Below are 20,630 nucleotides of genomic sequence, written 5' to 3'. Positions count from 1 at the left end.
AAATAAAATGAAGCAGTATATAGTTGATAATATAGGTACAGTATTAGCAGTTTTATTTGGAGCAGGAGGTTTGTATGATTCTTACCTTCAGCGTAAAAAAAGAAAGACAGATGCGCTTTCAGGAATGCAGACTGCTTATGATAAATTTGTTGAAGATTATGATAAGAAGTTTGATGATGTGGTATCTGAAATGGCTAGCTTAAAGGAAAATCATAAAATTGATATATCTAAAGTTCAGTCCAAGGTAGAAAAGGTTGATGAACATTGGAGAAAAAAATATAATGCATTAAAAAAAGAGTTTGACATTTATAAAAAAACACATCCATAATGAAAGCGATACTTAAAAGGCAGTTTTATGAGGATAAGCAAATCTTATCCTCTCTTAAATTTTTTAATGGCTCAGAATGTTTGCTATCGGTTAAAGCATTGGAGCTACCAGATAGAGGAAACCAAAATAGTATTAGTTGTATTCCTGCATTGGTATATCGTTGTGAGCTTAGGTATTCTTCAAAATATGGATGGCATTATCATGTAAAAGATGTTCCTGGTAGGTCTTTAATTTTAATCCATTTTGGAAATTATTACACAGATACTAGAGGTTGTATTTTAGTTGGTAATTCTTTTAAGGATATTAACGGAGACGGTTACAGGGATGTTACCTCTAGTAAGAAAACTATGAAAAGAATACTTTCTATAATGCCAAAAGAATTTGAATTAACAATATTAGATTAATAATTATGAACTGGAAAAACACCGCAGAGAATTTAGGAATAGTAATCGTATCAGCCCTTTTAGGGGCTGGTATCGGTTATTTTGCATCTACTTATTCAAATAAGCAAAGTATAGAACTATTTACACCTACTTTGTTAGAGGCGATTCAGAAAGAAACAGTAAAAAATGAAATAGATAATAAAATTTCGATAGGGAAAATTAAAAAGTCTGATAGCATTAAAATTGTATTAAGTCCTCAAAACAACCAAAAACCAATAAATAACTTTGCTAAAAGTAATTGTGTGGATATATCTGGATTGTCTGATTCAAGAAAGAGACGTATTCATAGGTGGCTAAAAAAATAGATAGTTTAAAGAAAACTCTATAACAATATTAAATTTAACAAATGAAGGAATAAATAACAATCTTCTAAATAGTATTTATATATAAAAAAGCGTCTTAATTGAGGTTTTTTTATATTTTTACTTCATCCTCCTGAGTCAGTTAAAAATATAGATATGTTACATTATTTTACAGAAAAGACCAAAACAAGATTAAAAACAGTGTTTTTGGTAACTATGGTGGTAACTTTATTTTTAAACAACTGGTTTTAAGGGTTTTGAGGTGCTTTTTTTGTTCATGCTATGAATAGTTTAAACTCAGTATCTCAAAAAACAAAATTTATTATTAGGTATAGAACGATATTTTTTAATCAAATACAATACTTTTTTCTTCACAAATATAAAAAATAAACAAAGTAATGATAAATGAAAAGCTGAAGGAACATTTTGCTATAGTAAAAAAATCTTCTTTATTTGAACAGTATTATGAAGATGTTCAGTTGATATCTGAGGTATTACCAATAGAAAAACATACTTTAAGAAAAACTTTAAGTACTAAGTTTAAGCTAGAAGATGAGTTAAAAGGTGTCTATTTAGTTCGTTCAGGAGGTTCATCAGCTAAACCATTAATTTTTCCTGTAGATATAGAAGAAAATTTATACCAACGTAAGTTATTAGCTAAGGAGTTGGTTAAGTTTGGAATGTTTTCATCTAAAACAATAGCATTAAACTTATTTAGTTACAAAGACATGTATCGAACAGCAGCAATTGTAGATGATGTTTTAGAAAAATGCAATGCTACAACTATTTCATTAGGTGCATCCTCATCTTTTGATTTAGTATTCAATAGTGCATTACAGTTCAAAGTGAATATTGTAATGGGAACACCCTCAAAATTAGTATTATTTGCAAGGTATATACTAGATAATAAGTTATCATTATTCATAAAAAATGTAATGTATGCAGGTGAGTTTTTATTACAATCGCAAGTAATCTTACTTAAAGAAGCTTTTGGAACTAAGCAAATTTTTTCATTGTATGGCTCGGCTGAAACGGGGATTTGGGGATGGTCAAATTACTCACAATCCCCAATGTCATTCAATATATTAGATGATATAATTGTAGAGATTGACAGTCCAGATAATGACGGGAATGGAGTGGTGGTGGTAACTAATTTACTGAGAAAAAGATTTCCAGTTTTTCGATATAATATGGGAGATATGGGCAGTTTAAAGCAACATGGAAGTAAACGAGTTTTAACGTTGAAGTCTAGAGAATCGAAATCATTTTCAGTAGATGCCGAAGCGTATTTTATAGATGATTTTGAATGGCTTTTTGAGATTGTTACTCGTTTTCAAATACAGCTATATTTTAATTCTGAGACTCAAATTGATGTTAAGTTTTTATTGATAAAAATGACTACTAAAGAATCTGAAATTAATAAAGTTTATTCTTTTATTAAAGAAAGGTTGCAACAAATTTTTCAGGTAAATCCTAGAAAGGTAAATATTATAATAGCTTTTGTAAGTGAGTCTGATTTATATATAAACAGTACTACTTCTAAAACGCCAATTATTGTTGATTTTAGAGAATAGAAATATACTTTAAACTAAAAGCTGAATAGCTGGGTTTTAATAGAATTTAATAAACAAGTATATAATCAATATTTTTTCTCACCGAAGATGGTTTACTTCATAAAAGAAGTTATAGTTTTATATAAAGCATATTCTTTATTACTTTAGATAAAAATTCACAAAATTAATTATTTAGTAAACAATTTTTTTGTTAAAGTTTAGTTGTTTTATTCAATAATATGACAGTGAAAACAAGGTATTTGATTGATATTTAATTGTTTATTTTTAATTTTAGGGTTGTAATTCTATTTCATAGGATTTTCTGAGTTTTTTAATATAGTTATTTTGGTATGTGGAATATAAATCCAACTCCGTAAACATTCTCTATATTTAATCTACTATCATTAACAAAATATTTTCTTAGTTTAGTAATAAAAACATCTAGACTTCGACCCAAAAAATAATCATTTTCTCCCCATAAATCTTTAAGAATCTGTTCTCTCTTTATCAATTTATTTTGATGTGTATACATGTAATTTAAAATTTCACATTCTTTTTCTGTCAATCGTTTTCTAATATTTCTGAAAGTTAAAAGTTGATCGTTGTGATTAAACTCAAAATTTCCTATTTGGATATTATTTATTTTTGAATTAGTGCTTTTAATATTAAACCTTTTTAAAATTGCTTTAATTTTCCAAAGTAACTCTTCTTCATCAAAGGGTTTTACAATGTAGTCATCTGCTCCGATAGCATATCCTTTTAGCTTGTCTTGTTTTAAAAATTTAGCAGTAATAAAAATAATTGGAATACTTTTGTTTTCGTTTCTTATTTTTTCTGCTAATGTAAACCCATCCATGAAAGGCATCATTATGTCAAGTAGACAAAGATTAAAAGCTTCTTTTTTATATAGAGAAAATCCAGTCTCACCGTCCTTACAAAGTGTTACGGACAGCCCTTCATTTGATAGGTAATCTTGAAGTAAAGGACCAAGATATTCATCATCTTCAACTAATAATATTTTTTTATTTTTATTCATTTAAAGGAAGTGTAATTGTAAGTTTTGTACCTTTATTTTCTATACTTTCTAATAAAAGGTTTCCTTTGTGTAAATCAATTGTTTTTTTTACATACGCTAAGCCAATGCCAAATCCCTTTACTTTAATATCATCATTTACTCTAAAAAAACGATTGAATATCTTTTGATGAAACTCTTTTTTTATGCCTATTCCGTTATCAGTTATACTTACTTTTATACTATTTTCTGTGTTAATTGTTTGAATTAATATTTCTGGTTTTTTTCGTGAATATTTGAGAGCATTATCTATTAAATTACAAAGTATATTAAATAGATGAGATTTATCTGCTCGAAGCATCATTTTTTCGGCTCTTAATAATAAGTTAATTTTCCCATTCTTATTATCTATTTGTATTTTCATAGCTTTTACAGCTTTGTCAATTACTTGATGTAAATCAAATTCTTGTTTGGTTATAGCAGTCTCACATAAATCAAGTTCGGTTAATCTAAGTCCTTTTTGTACATGATCTTTAAGTTTTTTATTTTCATTTAATATAATTTGAGAGTAGTGAGTTAAATTTTTACCTAAATGGTTGGCTTCTTTTCTTTGTAAAATTTTTGCAGCTAGATTTATATTAGTTATTGGAGTATTAAATTCATGAGCCATATTGTTGAAAAGTTCTTTTGTTTCTTTGAGTATTCTCTTTTCTTTAATCAGTGAATATGTCGTTTTCCAAAACAAAAATATTACTATTAAAATCATAATTATAGAGATGAAAAATAGTCCTCCAATTTCTTTAATAATAAATTCTTGCTTCTTTGGAAGGTATAGTACAAGATCTAAATCGTGTAATAAATTTTCGTTTTTTACAACTGTATTGAAAGAATTAGTTTTTTTAATATCACCTTTAAAATATTTATTTCCTTTTTTATTAGAAACTCCAAATGAATATTCTAAAAGAAAACCATATAGTTTCATGTTTGTTTGTATTAAAGAGTCAATGGTATAAACTTCTTTATCACCTATGCATTCATTGATAGAAGAACATAACTCTTTTTTCTCGCTCAATAAATCAGCTGTTTTAGAAAGTACCATTGAAGCTTTTTTATTAAATAAAGCTTCTTTAATTTCAGCAGTTTTCCATATCCAGTTTATCTGGATAATAAGTAAAATTAATAGAGCTGCTGCATAACAAATAGCATGTATGTAAATTTTTTTTTTATTCATTCACAACAAATTTAATGACTTAATAACAAATAATTTAGTAATAACATTCCAATAACATTTCAATAACAACTTCAAGGTTAGTTATTGTCTTTATTTGTAGAGACATAAAGTTCATAGTTTTGGGCTGTTTGAAATTATTAAAATAAACATTACACCTTATGAAACATAAAATAACGATTGTTTTACTTTTTTTACTATCGTATACCCTATATTCCCAACAAATTAAAGGCTTGATTCTAGATAAAGATAGACAATCTATTCCTTATGCTGAAGTATTATTATATAATAATACTGGGGCTAAATTAATAAAAGGAACTATTACAAATGAAAATGGAGAGTTCCTTATTGATAATTTAAAGTTAGAAGAGAGTTATACCATAAAAATTTCTTTTCTAGGATACAAACAAAAAAAAATAGTTAATATTTTGGTGAAAAAAGATATTAATTTAGGTGAAATTATTATTCTAGAAGATAGAACAACATTAGACGAAGTAGAAATAACTGCAAGAAAACCTTTAATAAAGATTGAGTCTGATAAATTAGTTTTTAATGTTGGTGTTAGTATATCAAATGAAGGATTAAATGGATTAGAGTTACTAAGAAAAACCCCTGGTGTTATAATTAATATGAATAACCAAATTTTACTAAGAGGCAAAATTGGAACGTTAGTTTATATTGATGATAATACGACGTATTTATCTGGTTATCAGTTGACAAGGTTTCTAGAAAGTTTAAATACTAATGATATTGAATCGTTAGAGGTTATATCTAATCCATCATCGAAATATGATGCTGAAGGGAATGCAGGGATTATAAATATTCGATTAAAAAAAAATAAGTATTACGGAACCAATGGATCCTTTAATACAGGTTTTCGTTATGGAAAGAAACCAAAGCATAATGTAGGGATAAATTTAAATAAAAGAACAGAGAAATTAAATATTTTTGGAGGGTTAACTGCTAAATATCAGTTGAATGTGAGTAATCTTGAAGTTCAAAGAAAGTTTAATAATTATGATTCTACAGATAGGTTAAGTGAGACCAATACTGAAAATCATCCTTTAAATTTATCCCTCGGAGCTGATTATGTTTTAAATTCAAAAAGTTTTTTAGGAATAAAAACACGACTAAATACAAATTATTTAACAGACAAGTCTAACATAAATTCTAGAACCGCTATTGTTAATTTTCAAAACACTCCTATAAATTCTGTTTTGTTGGCTGAAACTGAAGATTTGGATAATCTTCTTAATGCTAATTTAAACTTGCATTATGCTTTTAAGGATACAATTGGAAATAATTGGACTATTGATTTAAACAAAGGATATTACAGTTTTAGTCAACAACGAGATCAACCAAACTTATATTACAATAATGATTTGACTAATTTGCTAGATGATAATTCTATTGAGTCAAATAGTCATTCAATAATAAATTTTCATACATTACAATCAGATTATTCAAAAAAAATAAACAACTTTTTTTTGTCTAGTTTTCAAGCAGGAGTTAAATATTCTAAAGTTCATACTAATAATGAATTAAATTTTTATAATGTTATTGTTAATAATTCTATAGAAAATTTAGAAAAAAGCAATGATTTTTCTTACAACGAAGAAATAATAGCAGGATACACATCAATAAAAGGATTCTCTCAATGAATTAGTAAAATATAAAATTGGTTTCAGAACTGAACAAACTGTTTCGATAGGTGATTTAAGACGAAGACTTGGTCAGGTATCAACAGAAGAAGATTATAAAAAAAGAAATTATATAGACTTCTTTCCAAGCACATCATTAACTTATAGTATTAATGATAGTAATATTTTAAACTTATCCTATAGTAGAAGGATTACGAGGCCAACTTATAAAAATTTAAATCCATTTGAATGGAGAGAAGATGCTTTAACTATACTAAGAGGAAATCCTTTTTTAAAACCTACTTATGCTGATAACATTGAGTTAAATTATGTTTTAAACAACACTACTTCAATAGCTTTTTCATATGGAAATTCTACAGACATAATTAGTCAAATACGGTTGGAACCTGACACGCTTAATGCAAACATATTTTTTCCAGAAAATATTGGCAATAAAACGGTTTATTCATTAAGCATAGCTAGTCCTATTAAAATTGAACGCTGGTGGAATATTTATGCTACATCTACTTTTTTTACATCAAAACTTAAACCGACAATAGAAGAAAATGAGTATAATTCATTTCGAACATCACATTTATTTAATTATAATATTAACATTGAGAATACCTTTAATATTAATGAATTTTTGTCACTCCAAGTTTCTGGTTATTACGGTAAAGAATCTGATGGTATATGGATTCAGGAACCTGTCTACTTTTTAAATCTTGGAATTAAAAAGGTTTTTTGGGATAGCAAAGCATCCCTAAAACTTAGCTTTAATGATGTCTTCGGAACACAAGGGTATAGAGGAAGAAATGATGTTGGAGAACGTATAAAATTTAGTTACAGTTATGTGGGAGAATTTCAAACGATAGGTTTGTTTTTTGCATATAAATTTGGTAGTAGTAAAGTAAAAGCTGCCACTAGTAGGAAAAGAGGAGATGAAGAGTTGAGTAATAGACTGTAATAAATATTGATATAAAAGTCAACTTATTTTAGGCCGACTTAGAATTTAATACAAAGAAAGGATATCTAAAAGTTATATAATGTTTGCAATTAATTTTATTTTGATATATTTAATTGCAACAAGAGTTATAGTTAATGGTAAAATTAAGTGAATAAAAATTTTAAGCTTAAGTAATGGTTCTTAAGATGTTTATTTACATTCAAACATATCAAGAATATGGTCTATGATTTTCTAAAATAGTAATTTCTTTATTAATTTTTATATAGCACAAGTAATAGATAATACTTGTATGCTATCAAGATATGGTTAGTAGTTCCATAGATGTTTTGCAATATAATCGAATGAATTTGACTAATTCTTTAAATTTAAACATACACTTGAATTATTTAACATTCTTAATGAACTTTTTTATTAGATATTAAATGATAATTACTGATGTAAGACTAACTATCTTTGCGGGAATAAAAAATTCATAGATCGCATATATTATGGCAAATACAATAAAAACTCAAGAGGATATTTTAGCAAAATTAAATATCTATGAATTAAATGAAATGCAAAAAGAGGCCATTTCTGTTATTGATACTACAGCAAATACGATTATACTCTCGCCAACAGGTACAGGGAAAACATTAGGCTTTTTGTTGCCTACACTAAAACTAATAGATCCTAATAAAAAAGAAGTTCAAGTATTAATTTTAGTGCCGTCAAGAGAGCTTGCAATTCAAATAGAGCAAGTTATTCGAGAAATGGGAACTGGATTAAAAGTAAATGCGGTCTATGGAGGAAGGTCTATGGCTAAAGATAAAGTTGAATTAAAACATATACCTAGTGTTTTAATTGGTACACCAGGTAGAATATCTGATCATTTCGCAAATGAGCGTTTTTCAAAAGATAGTATTAAAACATTAATACTTGATGAATTTGATAAATCGTTAGAAGTTGGTTTTGAATATGAAATGAGAGGTATTATTAATCAGTTACCTAGTATTAATAAACGTATTTTAACATCAGCAACCCAAGAATCAGAAGTGCCAGATTTTGTGAGGTTAAACAATCCTACTGTATTAAACTACTTAACAGGAAGGAAACCCAAAAAATTAGCGATAAAAAGTGTAGTATCACCATTGAAAAATAAAAATGAAACACTTTTAAAATTGTTACTTCACATAGGAAATCAGCAAGGAATTATTTTTTGTAATTTAAAAGACAGTATTCAACACGTAAGTGACTTTTTATTAAAAAGTAATATTGCACATAGCTGTTTTTCTGGAGGAATGGAACAAAGAGATAGAGAACGTTCTTTAATAAAGTTTAGAAACGGGACAAGTCAAGTTTTAGTAGCTACTGACTTAGCAGCTAGAGGTATTGATATTCCAGAAATGAATTATATAATTCATTATGAATTGCCCCAAAGAGTTGAGGAATTTACCCATAGAAATGGTAGAACAGCAAGGGTAAATGCTAAAGGAACTGCTTATGTTTTAAAATGGGAAAAAGAAAGTTTACCTGAATTTATAATAAACATACCTAATGCTACTATTTCTAATAAAGTAAAGTTGAAACCTCGTTATTGGGAAACTTTATTTATTTCTGGAGGGAGAAAAGACAAAATTTCAAAAGGAGATATAGCAGGAGTATTCTTTAAAAAAGGAAATTTAACTAAAGATCAATTAGGTATTATAGAACTAAAACAAGACTGTGCATTTATAGCTGTACCTGTAACTGAAGCTAAAAAATTAGTAGCGAGTTTGAATAATACTCGTTTAAAAAATAAGAAAGTACGTATTAGTATTGTTTAAGAATAATTTCAAATAAAAACCAAGGATAGTTTCTGCTTAACCTTGGTTTTTATTTGTGTGTTATTTTAAAATTGGTGTTTATTATTAATATTGTTTTAATAGTTCAAACTCATCATATGTCAACACCCATTTATTATTTATTTTCTCCCATTTTTCTTGATAGATTTTGCCTTCTCCTATATTCATACTCCAAAGAGATGAAAGTAAAACACTATTGTTTGTTTTAGCACTGAATGTAGGGTTATGGTAGGTAAGGTTTGTAGCTCCATCAGCAATTAGTTTTCCCCAAAATTTTTCAATATTGGTTTTGCCATTTACGGGTTCAAATGGAGTAGCATTCATCGTAGCGTTAGAAGCATATCCACTTGCGCAAACTTCTTTTTTACCTGCATTGAACCCCTTAGTCCATTTAATAGATGCTTTAATAACTTCCTCTAAAATTATATGACTTGCAATAGGGTTTGTTTTACTTTTTTTAGAAGTTTTAAATTGCTCAAGTATTTGAAAATTATCGTAGGTTAACAACCATTCTCCTTGAGTTTTTTCCCATTTCTCTTTAAAAATAATACCTCGACTAAAATTTGTACTCCAATTTGCAGATAAAAAAGCTGTCGTATTGTTAACAATTTCAATGCTTACATTTGTATATGTTAAATCAGTAGCGCCAGATTTAATTAAAGGTTTCCAATAGTTAGAAATTTCTTTAGTACCTGACTTTACACCATGAGGAGTAACACTCATAGTTGCTTTTGGTGAATATGCTTGCAAAAAAGCATTTGTACTTTTGGTATTAAATTTTGAGATTCTTGCCTTACTTGCTTTTAATACTTCTAAAGCAGCTTCATGTAGTGCAGTAGGAGTGTTCTTTGTGTAAGATTGTTGAGGTAGTTTGCTTCTTTTTTTTGAAGTTTGACCAAAAGAACTACTCATCATTACGAGCATAACTATTGGTAGTACTATTTTAATTCTTTTCATGTTAATGTGTTTAAAGTTTGCCACAAAGAAAAGGTGATAAAAAAGTAAATACCTGTGACTTTTATCACAGACTTAGAGCTTTTTCTAAAATGAGTATTTCTTTTTTACCAAGATGGAGCTTATTGTTTTTTTCGAGATTTTTAAGAAGCCTAGAAATAACTTCTCTCGACGTTCCTAATTCTTTAGCTAACTCTTGATGCGATTTTTTTACAATTGAATCCGTTGCTTTTGATAATAAATAATCAAATAACCTATCTTTTAAAGGCTGAAAAGCTAAGTTTGAATATTGATTAATTAAATGATTATAGCTTTTTCTAAATGTATTTATGGTAAAAGTATTCCACGACTTATACTTAAAATTCCAATCTTTTACATGTCTTACAGGAATGTTTAAAATTGTACATTTTTCTTTAGCTATTGCATTTACGGTACTTTTACAATCACCAAAACATGCAGAAAGAGAAAGGGTACATGTTTCCATTTTTTTTAAATAGTAAATTAAGATTTCACGTTCTTCATTTTCCTGGTAAACTCTTACTTTTCCTTGTAAAACAATTTTTAACACCTTAATATATTGATTGTTCTTTATGATAATATCCCCTTTTTCATGAGTTGTTATTGTTGAGTTTTCTTTAAGTTCATTTATAAGTTGTTCTTCTAAAATATAATGTTCTTTTATAAAATTATTAAGCATTATCTATTTTTTTAGTGATGATATACTGTATGCTAATATATGATTAATTGCAGATTTTGTTTCTTTAAATAACAGCGATTTTTGTTGTTTTTGGTTTAGATTTTCATTCAAATTTATCAAAATTTTCTATTTAGTTAATGTACTTTATTAAATTCAAATTAAGTAGTTCATTACACCTTCTTTATGTGTAACCAGAGGAACAATACATTTATGATTGTATAGCTTTACATAAATTACCGTTGATTAAATATTTAAGGAGTTCTTTTGAGTATTTATCAGAAGTGTATTTTGCCTTTAGTAATTTTTTTTTCATTTAATAGTAAAATTGACACAACAAATAGTAGAAATTTTTGAGTGATAAATATAGTGATGTCGAAGTTTTTTGAGATGTATAGTTCTGATTAAAAAAATAATTATTACATTATTTAATAGGTGTACAAACTTCTTATTCTGAATTTTGATATCTAATGTCCTAGTCAGATTATATTGGTTGAAAATGATTTGTTATTATTATAGTTACTTAATGATTTGTATTAATAGTCCGATAATTCCAACTCCTAAACATACAGGTGAAAATATTTTAGAATCTGCTTTTGCGAATTCTGTATCTTTTATTTTTTTGAAAAAACCTACGTAATTAAATTCTCCAATAGCACGAATGATAAAAATACAAGGAATAAACCAGTATCCATATTCTATAACTATGTTTGGTAGTTTAATATTTATTAGTTCGGTTTTTACAAGGTAAATAAAGCCAAATAAAATTAATATTAGAGCTACCATAGCAGTTGCGATTTTAGGAATAGCAACATTATTTAATTGTTTGTTTTTTGTTGGAATAACTTTTTTTACGCCCCATGTACCTCCAAACAACCAATATATATGAAAACTTCCTAAGATGATGAAAATAAAAAATAAGGCTAATGAAAAGATTTGTGTTGTCATAAATGAGAGACTTTAAAAATTTGATTAAACTGTTTTTTATTTATTGATGCTGGTGTTAGCTTGATTATTTTATTTCGAAGACTAATTAAAAAAGGATTTGATAAATGTGCTATCTTTCCTATTATCCAACTTTTTTTTACTAGTTGAAGGACTTTTTTTAACCGCAAGTTCTGAAACTCTTTAAAAGCAATATTTTTTTGATATTTAGTTAAGCATTCAGAAAGTGTATAAGCATCTTCTATTGCTTGACAAGCTCCTTGACCCATATTAGGGGTTATTGCATGTGCAGCATCTCCAATAAGGCATACGTTTTCTTTATACCAATGATTATTAGGGTTCAAATCAGAAATATCTGCAGTGTGTATCTGTTCCTTGTTAGTTGAAGAAATAATGTCTTGGATAATAGTACTGTATTCAGAAAAGTAGTTTTTGATATTGTTGAGGTCTAATTCTTTTTTATTTCTTTTATAAGATTTTAATGCATACCAGTATACTTTATTTTTAGCAATTTGTACAAAACCAAACCTGTCAGACTTTCCCCATGCTTCATTTAGCTCATGTTGATATTTTATAGGTAAAGAATAATCTGTAGTACCTCTCCAACATATTTGTTTTGCATTTCTAATATTTGTTTGTGAAAATAATTGTTGTCTAACGATAGAGTTTAATCCATCTGCAGCAATTAGAGTAGAGGATTGAATAGTTTTCCCCGTTTTAAAATCTAAGGTATGACCATTTGAAGTTTTTGTTATTTTTTCTAATTTGTGATTTAACTTTAGAGAATAAGAAGGTAATTGATTCATTAAAATCTGTTGTAAAATACCTCTGTGTATTGCAATATTTTTAACTCCAAATTTATGCTCGAATGATGCTAAATTTATTTTAGATAAAGCTTTTAAGTTAGTGTTAGTAATGTTTAGAGATGAAATATAATTTCCTTTTTCTTCAATTGTTTTTTGTATTCCTAGTGCTTTATATACTTGCATTGCGTTATTAGCTAAAATAATCCCAGCACCTAAAGGTTTAATGCTTTCTGTTTGTTCAAAAACTCTTGTTTTAAAACCTTTTTGTTCTAAAGCTATTGCCATTGTTAACCCAGCTATTCCAGCACCAATAATGTCAATTGTTTTCATGAAATTAATCGTGTTATTTTAAAACAAATTTCAATTAATTAAACATAACTAGCACTTAACTTTAGGTAATTAATGTTTAGAAATTTGATTTCTAATTCTGCTTAATGATTGTGGAGTAATGCCTAAATAACTGGCGATATGTTTTAATGAATATTTTTGAAAAAAATATGGATACTCCTTTAAAAGAAGTAAGTACCTTTCTTTAGGGGTTAAAAATAAAAGTTGCTCAGTTCTTCGTTTACTATTAATAAAAATTTGTTCACTTATAATTCTACCAAATTTATTCCAATAAAAAGAGGTATTGTAAAGTGAGTATAGTCCTTTATGATTTAAAATAATCATTTCTCCCCTTTCAATAGCTTGAATCCATAAAGTAGAAGGTTTTTGACAAATAAAACTTTCATAATCGGTGATAAATTCATTTTTAGAACGAAGTAATAAATTAGTTTCAACTAAATTATCATCTTTAAAATATGATCTCAAAGCCCCACCTTTAATAAACATTATATGATTACAAATATTTGGAGGAGACAGTAATACTTCATTCTCAGTAAAATTAACTACTGATAAGTGTGGTTTTACAGCTTTCCAATCGTTATCTTGAATCGGCAAAATAGTGTTTAATATATTCTTTAATGCTTTGATTTTCTTAAAATTTAATAATAGTTAATGCAAGTATAGTAATTCAGCTTAATTTAAGTAGGTAAATTTAAGTTTTATATGGTGATTTTATTCTATTTACTATGCTTTTTTAAAGCGTGAAATTTTTTATAAAACTCTTTCTTATAAGTCTTGTTTTTCTTAATCATTTCCGCAAACATCTTTTTTATTTTCTCTTTATAAGAAGAATTTGATGCTAATAAATCATTTTCATTTTTATCAAAAACCATTATTGAAGCATAAATATGTTTCCATTCCTCTATTCCAGAGGTATAAATATTTAGCTTTTCTCCGTTATTGAATAAATCTATTTTTTCCCAAAGTAAAATGGGCGATTTACTGTTTTTAGGATAAATTACCTTGTGCCAACCTCCAAATTTATCATACATTACTTTGTGTGTATAAAAAGCAGAGTTCACGCATTTGTATCTTAACTCATTAAATATAATAGTATCATTTTTTAAAATTGTTTTATATTTTCCATCTTCTATTGATGAAAAATTTCTTTTAAAAATTTTAGGGCATTTTTCAAGTCCGCTAACTTTTTGTTTAGTGGAACAATTCAGTGAAATTAACGTAATCAGTACTATAAAAATATTTTTCATAATAGATTTTAAAGTAAAAATACGGTTTATATTTCATTAGAGTATTTCTTGTTAAATTAATTTTAATTGAAATACATTTGTGTTATTTCTGCAATCTTTCTTGTAACTTTTGTAGGAGAGTTACAGTCACAATTATTTAATCCTATAACATAAATACCTGACTCAGGTAAATATACTCCCATTGATTTAAAACCAAAGATAAAGCCTCCATGTTCGTATGAAGTTTCATTGCCTAAAGTTCTTATGTTCCATCCATAGCCGTAGTTTGTTTTTTTACCGTTTTTTAAACTATAATTAATGAAGGCTTTGCTTAATGTTTCTTTTTTTAAAAGTTTATTTTTAATTAATGCTTGTTGCCAAATATTTAAATCTTTAACAGAAGATAGAAGTGCTCCAGCTGAATATGAAAGTGTGTAGCTAACAAATCTTGAGTTTTGATAATTTTGTTTTAGATGGTGTCCTGAGGCTCTATTTTTAATAATTGTTCTATGATTTCCATATGTTGAATTATTCATGCCTAATCTTTTAAAAATATTTTTAGTAATAAATTCTTCATAAGTAATACCTGATACTTTTTCAATTATATAGCCTAGTATTACATAGCCTGAATTGTTGTATTTATAGTGCTCTCCAGGATTAAAATCCATAGGTTCGTTTTTAAACAGGTTTATAAGTTCAGTAGGTGTTACATCTTTTTTATCTATACTATAAAGTTTTTTAAGAGACGTATAACTTTTAATACCAGATGTGTGATTTAATAAATGATGTATCGTGATTTTTTTTTGATGCGTAGGGTAGTTTGGTAAATATTGATTTATTTGGTCATTTAGTTTAATTTTTCCCTGTTCTACTAACATTAAAATTGAAATAGCTGTAAATTGTTTGGTAATAGATCCTATTTCAAAAACATTATCCGGGGTCATGGGAACATTTAATTCAAGATTAGCAAGACCAAAAGCTTTATTGTAGATGATTTTTCCATTTTTAGAAACTAAAAATGTTCCTCCAGGAGCATTTGTGGGGTATTTTTTTTGTAAAATACTGTCGATTTTGGATTCTAAATTTTGTGCATAACTAGTAGTATTAAAATTTAAAAGGAGTAAAATAACAACTGCTAATAAGTTTTTTGAAAGATATTTTTGTTTCATTTTTATGATTTCTATATATTATATTTTGGTTGGACGTTAGCTAAAATATATAGGTTACAATAAAGTTAAAGAAAACTACTTTTTATTAATGTTGATATGCTTCATACTTTTTATAATTAGTAAGTTTAATAGAAGTGAATATTTATTTGTAAGTACGTATAGTTAGTTTTGAGCTGTAAAAAATGCATCTTGAATTTAATATAGCTTTTCAGTCTTTTAATTGTGTTTTCTTTTTGAAATTAATCGTTGTCATGTTTTTTATCGTTAGCCATTTTTATTTTTTCATACACAAAATTAGCCGAATCAACAGCACCTTCCATATAACCTGGATAACTGGAAGACGATTCAGATGAAGAGATTAATAATCTAGAATTATAATATTCCTTTTTAAAGATTAGAGAACCATTATTTTGATGAGCAAATAGTGGTTTCCTATTGTTTGATGCAGTTTTATCTTCTTTCCCCCAATTTAATTCTACATAATTATCATACTTCGTAGCTTCATTTCCAAAAACATTCACTATTTGTTCCAATACAAGTCTTTTTCTTTCTTCAGGATCTATTGAAGCATAACTGGGGTTTAAAAAACCGCATAGAGCATATTTATTTCCAGTAGAATTAGAATGATCATAGAGTTCAGTTATTGGCCCAGAGTTACTAAATAGAGTGCCAGATTGTTTATTTTTTCTCCAAAAAGCCTTTTCATAACTTAAGGCTACTTTTATAGAGTTCTCCATCCAGGTATGTGTATTAATAGCTATTTCAAATAAGTCTTGAGGAGGTGTTGGTTCAATTTTAATATTGTTTATCCATAGTTTAGGAGGTAACGCTAATACAATTTTATCAGCAATATATTTTTTTTCATTATAAGATACAGTAACGTTCTTTTTTGTGAATTCTAAGTGTTTAACTGTTGAATTTAACAAGATGTTATCTTCTCCTATTTGTTCAATAAGTTTATTAATAATTGAAGATGTTCCACCTTCTATTCTATAGCTTGGTGGTTGGCTTTGAATTGGTATGGCACTAGCAGGAGATGTTGAAAAGGGTTGAAAAAAAGAAGTACCTATCATATATTGTTCAAAATAAGATACCTCTAGTTTTTTTAATAAGTCAAGTAAGTTTGTATGTTGGTATCCAAACCATGTTGCTCCCATCTCTAAAGGAGCTGAATTATCATTGTAAACAGTATGTATTCGTCCACCAACTCTATCTCTGGCTTCAATGATTATAAATGGAATCTTAGCCAACTTCAATTGGTAACCAACTAGTAATCCAGAAAGACCCGCACCTATTATAACTATTTTCGTTTGCATTTTGAATTTGTTATTTAAGTATTGTAATAATATTATTATTTCCTTTTAAGGCTTTTGTTACTGGAGTCTTTTCAGCATAATGTAGTAATTTTAGTAATTCTATTTCAGACAGCTCATTTTTAAAACTAAGAGTTCTTTCAAACTCAAATGTTCGGTCTTCTTTTCTACTTACTGTAATTTTAATTTTTATTTCTCCTACATTTATATTCTCATATTCCGCTTTATTAAGTAAATACATTACTGTACAACTAGCTAATGCGCTGTTCATAAGATCTATGGGGTTTGGAGCTTTGTTGGTTCCTCCAAGTGCTTTAGGTTCATCAGAAAATACAGTAAACCCTGCTACTTTAGATTCTGTATAATATTTGCTGTGAATCTTAGTTCTAACCAAACTAACGTGTTGTTTCATAGTTAAGTATTTATTATTTTTTAAAGAAACCTAAACTATACTAGTTTAGATTTCTTATTCATTTTAATGAGTTACAAGTTTCATTTTAACGTTATCTGTAATAGTTCTGTAATTAGGAGAAAACTGACGTACATCATTGATAATTTTATCATATTGCTCTTGAGTACCATTTCCTTTTACTTCAAAAGAAAATTCAATAGTATCAAAACCAACAGGGCTTTCAGGATTTACATTTAAGAAACCTCTTAAATCTAGAGTTCCTGTTATATGAAGTTTTACATCATCTAGTTTTATATTATTATTGGAAGCCCCTACAACAAAACCTACCATCATACACCCGGCTAAACCCCCTAATAGGTAATCTTGAGGTGTTGGTCTTGAATTATCACCCAAAAGCTCGTTAGGTTCTCCTATTTCAAAACTAAAATCTTTTTTGATTTCCGAACTTCCTACTTTTTGGTTGTGAGTAGTGATCTTTGAATTTACACCTCCTTGCCATTCAGCAGTGATTCCATAGCTAGATAAAGCTTCTTTTTCTTCTTTTGTAATTACATCTCTATAACTGTTTAAACCTTCTAAATTTATTTTATTTATCATATTGTAATATTTTTTTGTTTGATTTTTTTACGATTTTTGATTTTTGAGGTGAAGAATAACCTTCACCCCAATTTATCTTAATTATTTCTTCAACCTATCTCTTAATGCTTCTGCAAGAGGTGCAGCAGAAGCTGGACTTTGTCTTGTCATTAATGGTCCGTCTATTGCAACATTTGACGCCCAGTTTTTACACTTTTGTAATTGGCTCCTCTTCTTTTTAGCTTTTGTTCTAATGAGAACAATAGATGTTTGTCTAATTCTATTTCAGCGTCCTCCGAATCTTTAGGAGTTTTTCTCTATTCTAATTAATTTCTACCAGCCATAACTCCACCATCTATATCCCAAATCGCTCCGGTAACCCAAGAACTTTGATCGGTTAATAAGAAGTGAATTGTTTTTGCAATATCTTGAGGTCTTCCAACTCTACCTATTGGATGAAAATCATTGAAACCTTGTAATGTTTCTTCAATTTTGTCTTCCTCAATGAAAGCTCCATATATTGGCGTTACTACTACTGCAGGAGATACTGCATTTACTCTAATGTTAAACTCTGCTAATTCCATAGCTAAGTGTTGGGTTAAACTATGTAAACCTGCTTTGGCCATAGAATATGCCGAAGATGGTGTTGCTTTAATTGCTTGTTTTGCCCACATAGAACCAATGTTTACGATAGATCCTCCACCATTTTCTTTCATGATTTTTGCAGCTTCTTGGGTAATAAAAAAGAAAGCTTTGTTGAAGTTGTGATAAAGATCATAGTCACTTGGTGTATGATCTAGAAATAACTTTGGACTGAAATACCCTGCTGCATTTACTAAATACTTTAGGTTTGGTGTATTTTTACCAAGATCATTAATAAATGTTTGTAGTTGGGTAGTATCAAAAAGGTCTACACCTACAGTTTTTACAGAACCTAATTTTGCCAATTCTTCTTCTGTAGTATTCAAATTTTTATCAGGTCTACCTATAATAAGGACTTCCACACCATTTTTTAATAATAATTCAGCAGTAGCTTTACCCATTCCTGTAGTTCCACCTACTATAATTGCTTGTTCTTTCATAATTTTAATTGTTTTAAATAATTATGGTACAAAAGTAGATTGAATCAGTACCTTGTAATGGTAAATTAGATACTAAGAATGGTAAATTAAAGAACGTACTATAAACGGATTCTATAAAATACTCTTTTGGAATTCTTTTGGGGTGAGTTGAACTTCTTTTTTAAAGAACTTTGTGAAATAAGTAGGTTGATCAAATCCTAAACTGTAAGCAACTTCCTTTATTGAAATATTATGGTTAGATAACATTCTTTTTGCTTCAAGTATTTTAAGTTCTTTTATAAGATTAGCAGGAGTAAGTGAAGTATGTGCTTTTGTAATTGATGTTAATTTTTTAGAAGAAATAGATAAGGAGTCTGCAATTGACTGGATACCTAGATTTTGATCTATTTTATCAAGTATTAATTGTTTAAATTCTACAATTTTTTTAAAATCTGAGTTTGTACTAAAGCTAGTATTTTGTTGGGCTTTGTTTATTCTTTCAATTTGAAATAGAAAACCTAGAAAGAAGTGCATCACAACATCTTCGTAATTTTCATTCTTTTGCTCGAGTTCTTTTAATAGTATTTTAACTGTATCTTCAATTTTTTGAGATTGATCATTAGTGAAATTTATGAAGGGTTGTAAAAATTCGTTAAAAATTGAAACCGAAAACCTTGATAATAAATCCAAATTAAATTTTGAAATAAAGGAGTCATTAAAGTGAAATAAATACCCCTTATTACTAGAGTCTGGACAAAAATAGTGCACTTGGTTTTTATTAATTAAGAATAATGAGTTTCTAGGGTGTTCAAAGACTTTGTAATCAATATAATGCCTTCCACTTTCCCTAAACCATAGTAACTGAAAAAAACTATGTCTGTGTGGTTTTGATGCTTTTTCTTTGTTTCTGGAAAAGAAAGGAGATATTGCTTTTAACTCAAAATGAAGTTTTGAATAATCGTTTTTATGTAAGTCATATTTTTTCATTTTTATCACTTATATATTTCTTTAATATGGTTATTGTTTCAAATTAAATACATGCTAGTAATTTATAAAACTTACTTCGTGTTTATAAAATAAAGATACATGTAATCTTATTTCGTTGTATACATTAATTACAATTTTTGTAATTATTTTTTGAATAAGCAAGGTTGTTGAAGGTTTATATTAGATAAAATGTATTGTTGTATTAGTTGTTAATGTGTTGATTTTTAGTTGTTACTTTCTGTAACAACTAATACCTCTGAAGTTTGTTTAAGAGTGCGTGATTAATTAATTGAAGGAAAATAATTTAATAAAAAAAGAAGTAGTCCCCCACGGAATACTTCCTTTACTTAATTAAACTATTTACTAAAAATGAAAAGTTAAATTTTAAAACTATACAGTAAATATACTTTACGATTAAAGTAAATTCATTAAATATTTGATGAAGTATGTATAAGTATCGGTGAATGAAATGTTTTTAAAGTTTAGATGAGACAAAAGTTTGAAAGAAATACTTTTCTATAATATAGAATATTATAATATACTTTTAAAATGAAGAAATAGAATATAAAAAGAAAGCTAGTTTAAAATAAACTAGCTTGCCGTTCTTTATTAAGGATCCCTTATAAATCCTGAATAATATGTAGTAAAACTAATTAAAAAGTAAATTATAAAAAATAGGTAGTAACCCTAAAATAATAACAGGGAAAACCATGAAATTAAAAGTAAAAACCAGTAGAAAAAAGCAAAGTTAACTTGACTGATTTTTCGTTTTCACAATAAATAAAGTTAACCCATTATAAGTAAAAAAAGCTCCCGAAGGAGCTTTACTTTATTAACTACATAAAA

21 protein-coding genes are annotated in these 20,630 nt (G+C 27.5%); 7 read left to right on the top strand and 14 right to left on the bottom strand.

All coding sequences use genetic code 11. The features are described 5' to 3' along the window. Window positions 1-7: 7 nt before the first annotated feature. From ACMFBB_RS03150 to ACMFBB_RS03135, 4 genes are all read left to right on the top strand, one after another. On the top strand, window positions 8-328 hold the full coding sequence (locus tag ACMFBB_RS03150; RefSeq protein WP_435263006.1) for a hypothetical protein: 321 nt from the start codon (window positions 8-10) through the stop codon (window positions 326-328). Then, entirely contained in the window at window positions 328-732 is a 405-nt protein-coding gene (locus ACMFBB_RS03145) for a DUF5675 family protein (RefSeq protein ID WP_435263005.1), read from the top strand. Before ACMFBB_RS03150 ends, ACMFBB_RS03145 begins: the two co-directional genes overlap by 1 nt. A 5-nt stretch (window positions 733-737) precedes the next feature. After that, the gene (locus ACMFBB_RS03140) at window positions 738-1,076 is read left to right on the top strand and encodes a hypothetical protein (protein ID WP_435263004.1); all 339 of its coding nucleotides are present in this window, start codon (window positions 738-740) and stop codon (window positions 1,074-1,076) included. A gap of 395 nt (window positions 1,077-1,471) precedes the next feature. Continuing rightward, complete coding sequence (locus tag ACMFBB_RS03135) at window positions 1,472-2,647, top strand: hypothetical protein (protein ID WP_435263003.1); 1,176 nt, start codon at window positions 1,472-1,474, stop codon at window positions 2,645-2,647. A 319-nt stretch (window positions 2,648-2,966) separates the two neighbouring features. Here the strand turns inward: ACMFBB_RS03135 and ACMFBB_RS03130 are convergent, their stop codons facing one another. Together ACMFBB_RS03130 and ACMFBB_RS03125 are read right to left on the bottom strand one after the other, a co-directional pair. Continuing rightward, window positions 2,967-3,662, bottom strand: a complete 696-nt coding sequence (locus ACMFBB_RS03130; RefSeq protein WP_435263002.1) for a response regulator transcription factor — start codon at window positions 3,660-3,662, stop codon at window positions 2,967-2,969. Further along, a complete protein-coding gene (locus tag ACMFBB_RS03125; RefSeq protein WP_435263001.1) occupies window positions 3,655-4,869 on the bottom strand; it encodes a sensor histidine kinase in 1,215 nt (404 codons plus the stop codon). The genes ACMFBB_RS03130 and ACMFBB_RS03125 overlap by 8 nt, the downstream gene beginning before the upstream one ends. A gap of 158 nt (window positions 4,870-5,027) precedes the next feature. Here ACMFBB_RS03125 and ACMFBB_RS03120 point away from each other — a divergent pair, with 158 nt between their 5' ends. From ACMFBB_RS03120 to ACMFBB_RS03110, 3 genes are all read left to right on the top strand, one after another. Continuing rightward, a complete protein-coding gene (locus ACMFBB_RS03120) occupies window positions 5,028-6,527 on the top strand; it encodes an outer membrane beta-barrel protein (protein ID WP_435263000.1) in 1,500 nt (499 codons plus the stop codon). A gap of 16 nt (window positions 6,528-6,543) precedes the next feature. Further along, window positions 6,544-7,473, top strand: coding sequence for an outer membrane beta-barrel family protein (locus tag ACMFBB_RS03115; RefSeq protein ID WP_435264267.1), 930 nt, complete (start codon window positions 6,544-6,546; stop codon window positions 7,471-7,473). Window positions 7,474-7,961: 488 nt separating this feature from the next. Then, window positions 7,962-9,275: a DEAD/DEAH box helicase gene (locus ACMFBB_RS03110; RefSeq protein WP_435262999.1), complete on the top strand. Its 1,314-nt coding sequence runs from the start codon at window positions 7,962-7,964 to the stop codon at window positions 9,273-9,275. Between the two features lie 84 nt (window positions 9,276-9,359). Here the strand turns inward: ACMFBB_RS03110 and ACMFBB_RS03105 are convergent, their stop codons facing one another. The 12 genes from ACMFBB_RS03105 to ACMFBB_RS03050 form a co-directional block, all read right to left on the bottom strand. Further along, window positions 9,360-10,250 (bottom strand): hypothetical protein, encoded by an 891-nt coding sequence (locus ACMFBB_RS03105; RefSeq protein WP_435262998.1) that lies wholly within the window; start codon window positions 10,248-10,250, stop codon window positions 9,360-9,362. A 64-nt stretch (window positions 10,251-10,314) separates the two neighbouring features. Then, a complete protein-coding gene (locus ACMFBB_RS03100) occupies window positions 10,315-10,944 on the bottom strand; it encodes a Crp/Fnr family transcriptional regulator (RefSeq protein WP_435262997.1) in 630 nt (209 codons plus the stop codon). Window positions 10,945-11,460: 516 nt separating this feature from the next. Beyond that, window positions 11,461-11,889, bottom strand: a complete 429-nt coding sequence (locus ACMFBB_RS03095; RefSeq protein WP_435262996.1) for a DUF3995 domain-containing protein — start codon at window positions 11,887-11,889, stop codon at window positions 11,461-11,463. Further along, on the bottom strand, window positions 11,886-13,022 hold the full coding sequence (locus ACMFBB_RS03090) for an FAD-dependent monooxygenase (protein WP_435262995.1): 1,137 nt from the start codon (window positions 13,020-13,022) through the stop codon (window positions 11,886-11,888). Before ACMFBB_RS03090 ends, ACMFBB_RS03095 begins: the two co-directional genes overlap by 4 nt. 69 nt (window positions 13,023-13,091) lie before the next feature. After that, window positions 13,092-13,634, bottom strand: a complete 543-nt coding sequence (locus ACMFBB_RS03085) for a Crp/Fnr family transcriptional regulator (protein WP_435262994.1) — start codon at window positions 13,632-13,634, stop codon at window positions 13,092-13,094. Between the two features lie 122 nt (window positions 13,635-13,756). Further along, window positions 13,757-14,287: a hypothetical protein gene (locus ACMFBB_RS03080; RefSeq protein WP_435262993.1), complete on the bottom strand. Its 531-nt coding sequence runs from the start codon at window positions 14,285-14,287 to the stop codon at window positions 13,757-13,759. A 62-nt stretch (window positions 14,288-14,349) separates the two neighbouring features. Beyond that, complete coding sequence (locus tag ACMFBB_RS03075) at window positions 14,350-15,435, bottom strand: serine hydrolase domain-containing protein (protein WP_435262992.1); 1,086 nt, start codon at window positions 15,433-15,435, stop codon at window positions 14,350-14,352. A 239-nt stretch (window positions 15,436-15,674) separates the two neighbouring features. Then, a complete protein-coding gene (locus ACMFBB_RS03070; RefSeq protein ID WP_435262991.1) occupies window positions 15,675-16,751 on the bottom strand; it encodes a flavin monoamine oxidase family protein in 1,077 nt (358 codons plus the stop codon). A gap of 10 nt (window positions 16,752-16,761) precedes the next feature. Beyond that, window positions 16,762-17,160, bottom strand: coding sequence for an OsmC family protein (locus tag ACMFBB_RS03065; RefSeq protein ID WP_435262990.1), 399 nt, complete (start codon window positions 17,158-17,160; stop codon window positions 16,762-16,764). A gap of 63 nt (window positions 17,161-17,223) precedes the next feature. Further along, window positions 17,224-17,757 (bottom strand): OsmC family protein, encoded by a 534-nt coding sequence (locus ACMFBB_RS03060; RefSeq protein ID WP_435262989.1) that lies wholly within the window; start codon window positions 17,755-17,757, stop codon window positions 17,224-17,226. Between the two features lie 305 nt (window positions 17,758-18,062). Then, window positions 18,063-18,818, bottom strand: coding sequence for an SDR family NAD(P)-dependent oxidoreductase (locus ACMFBB_RS03055; protein ID WP_435262988.1), 756 nt, complete (start codon window positions 18,816-18,818; stop codon window positions 18,063-18,065). Window positions 18,819-18,929: 111 nt separating this feature from the next. Beyond that, complete coding sequence (locus ACMFBB_RS03050; protein ID WP_435262987.1) at window positions 18,930-19,784, bottom strand: AraC family transcriptional regulator; 855 nt, start codon at window positions 19,782-19,784, stop codon at window positions 18,930-18,932. Window positions 19,785-20,630 lie beyond the last annotated feature (846 nt).

This window comes from Tenacibaculum sp. nBUS_03 (assembly GCF_051201695.1).
In the GTDB taxonomy this organism is placed as follows: Bacteria; Bacteroidota; Bacteroidia; order Flavobacteriales; family Flavobacteriaceae; genus Polaribacter.
The sequence above is the reverse complement of the archived record's forward strand: the minus strand, read 5'-3'. Positions and strand labels throughout refer to the sequence as shown.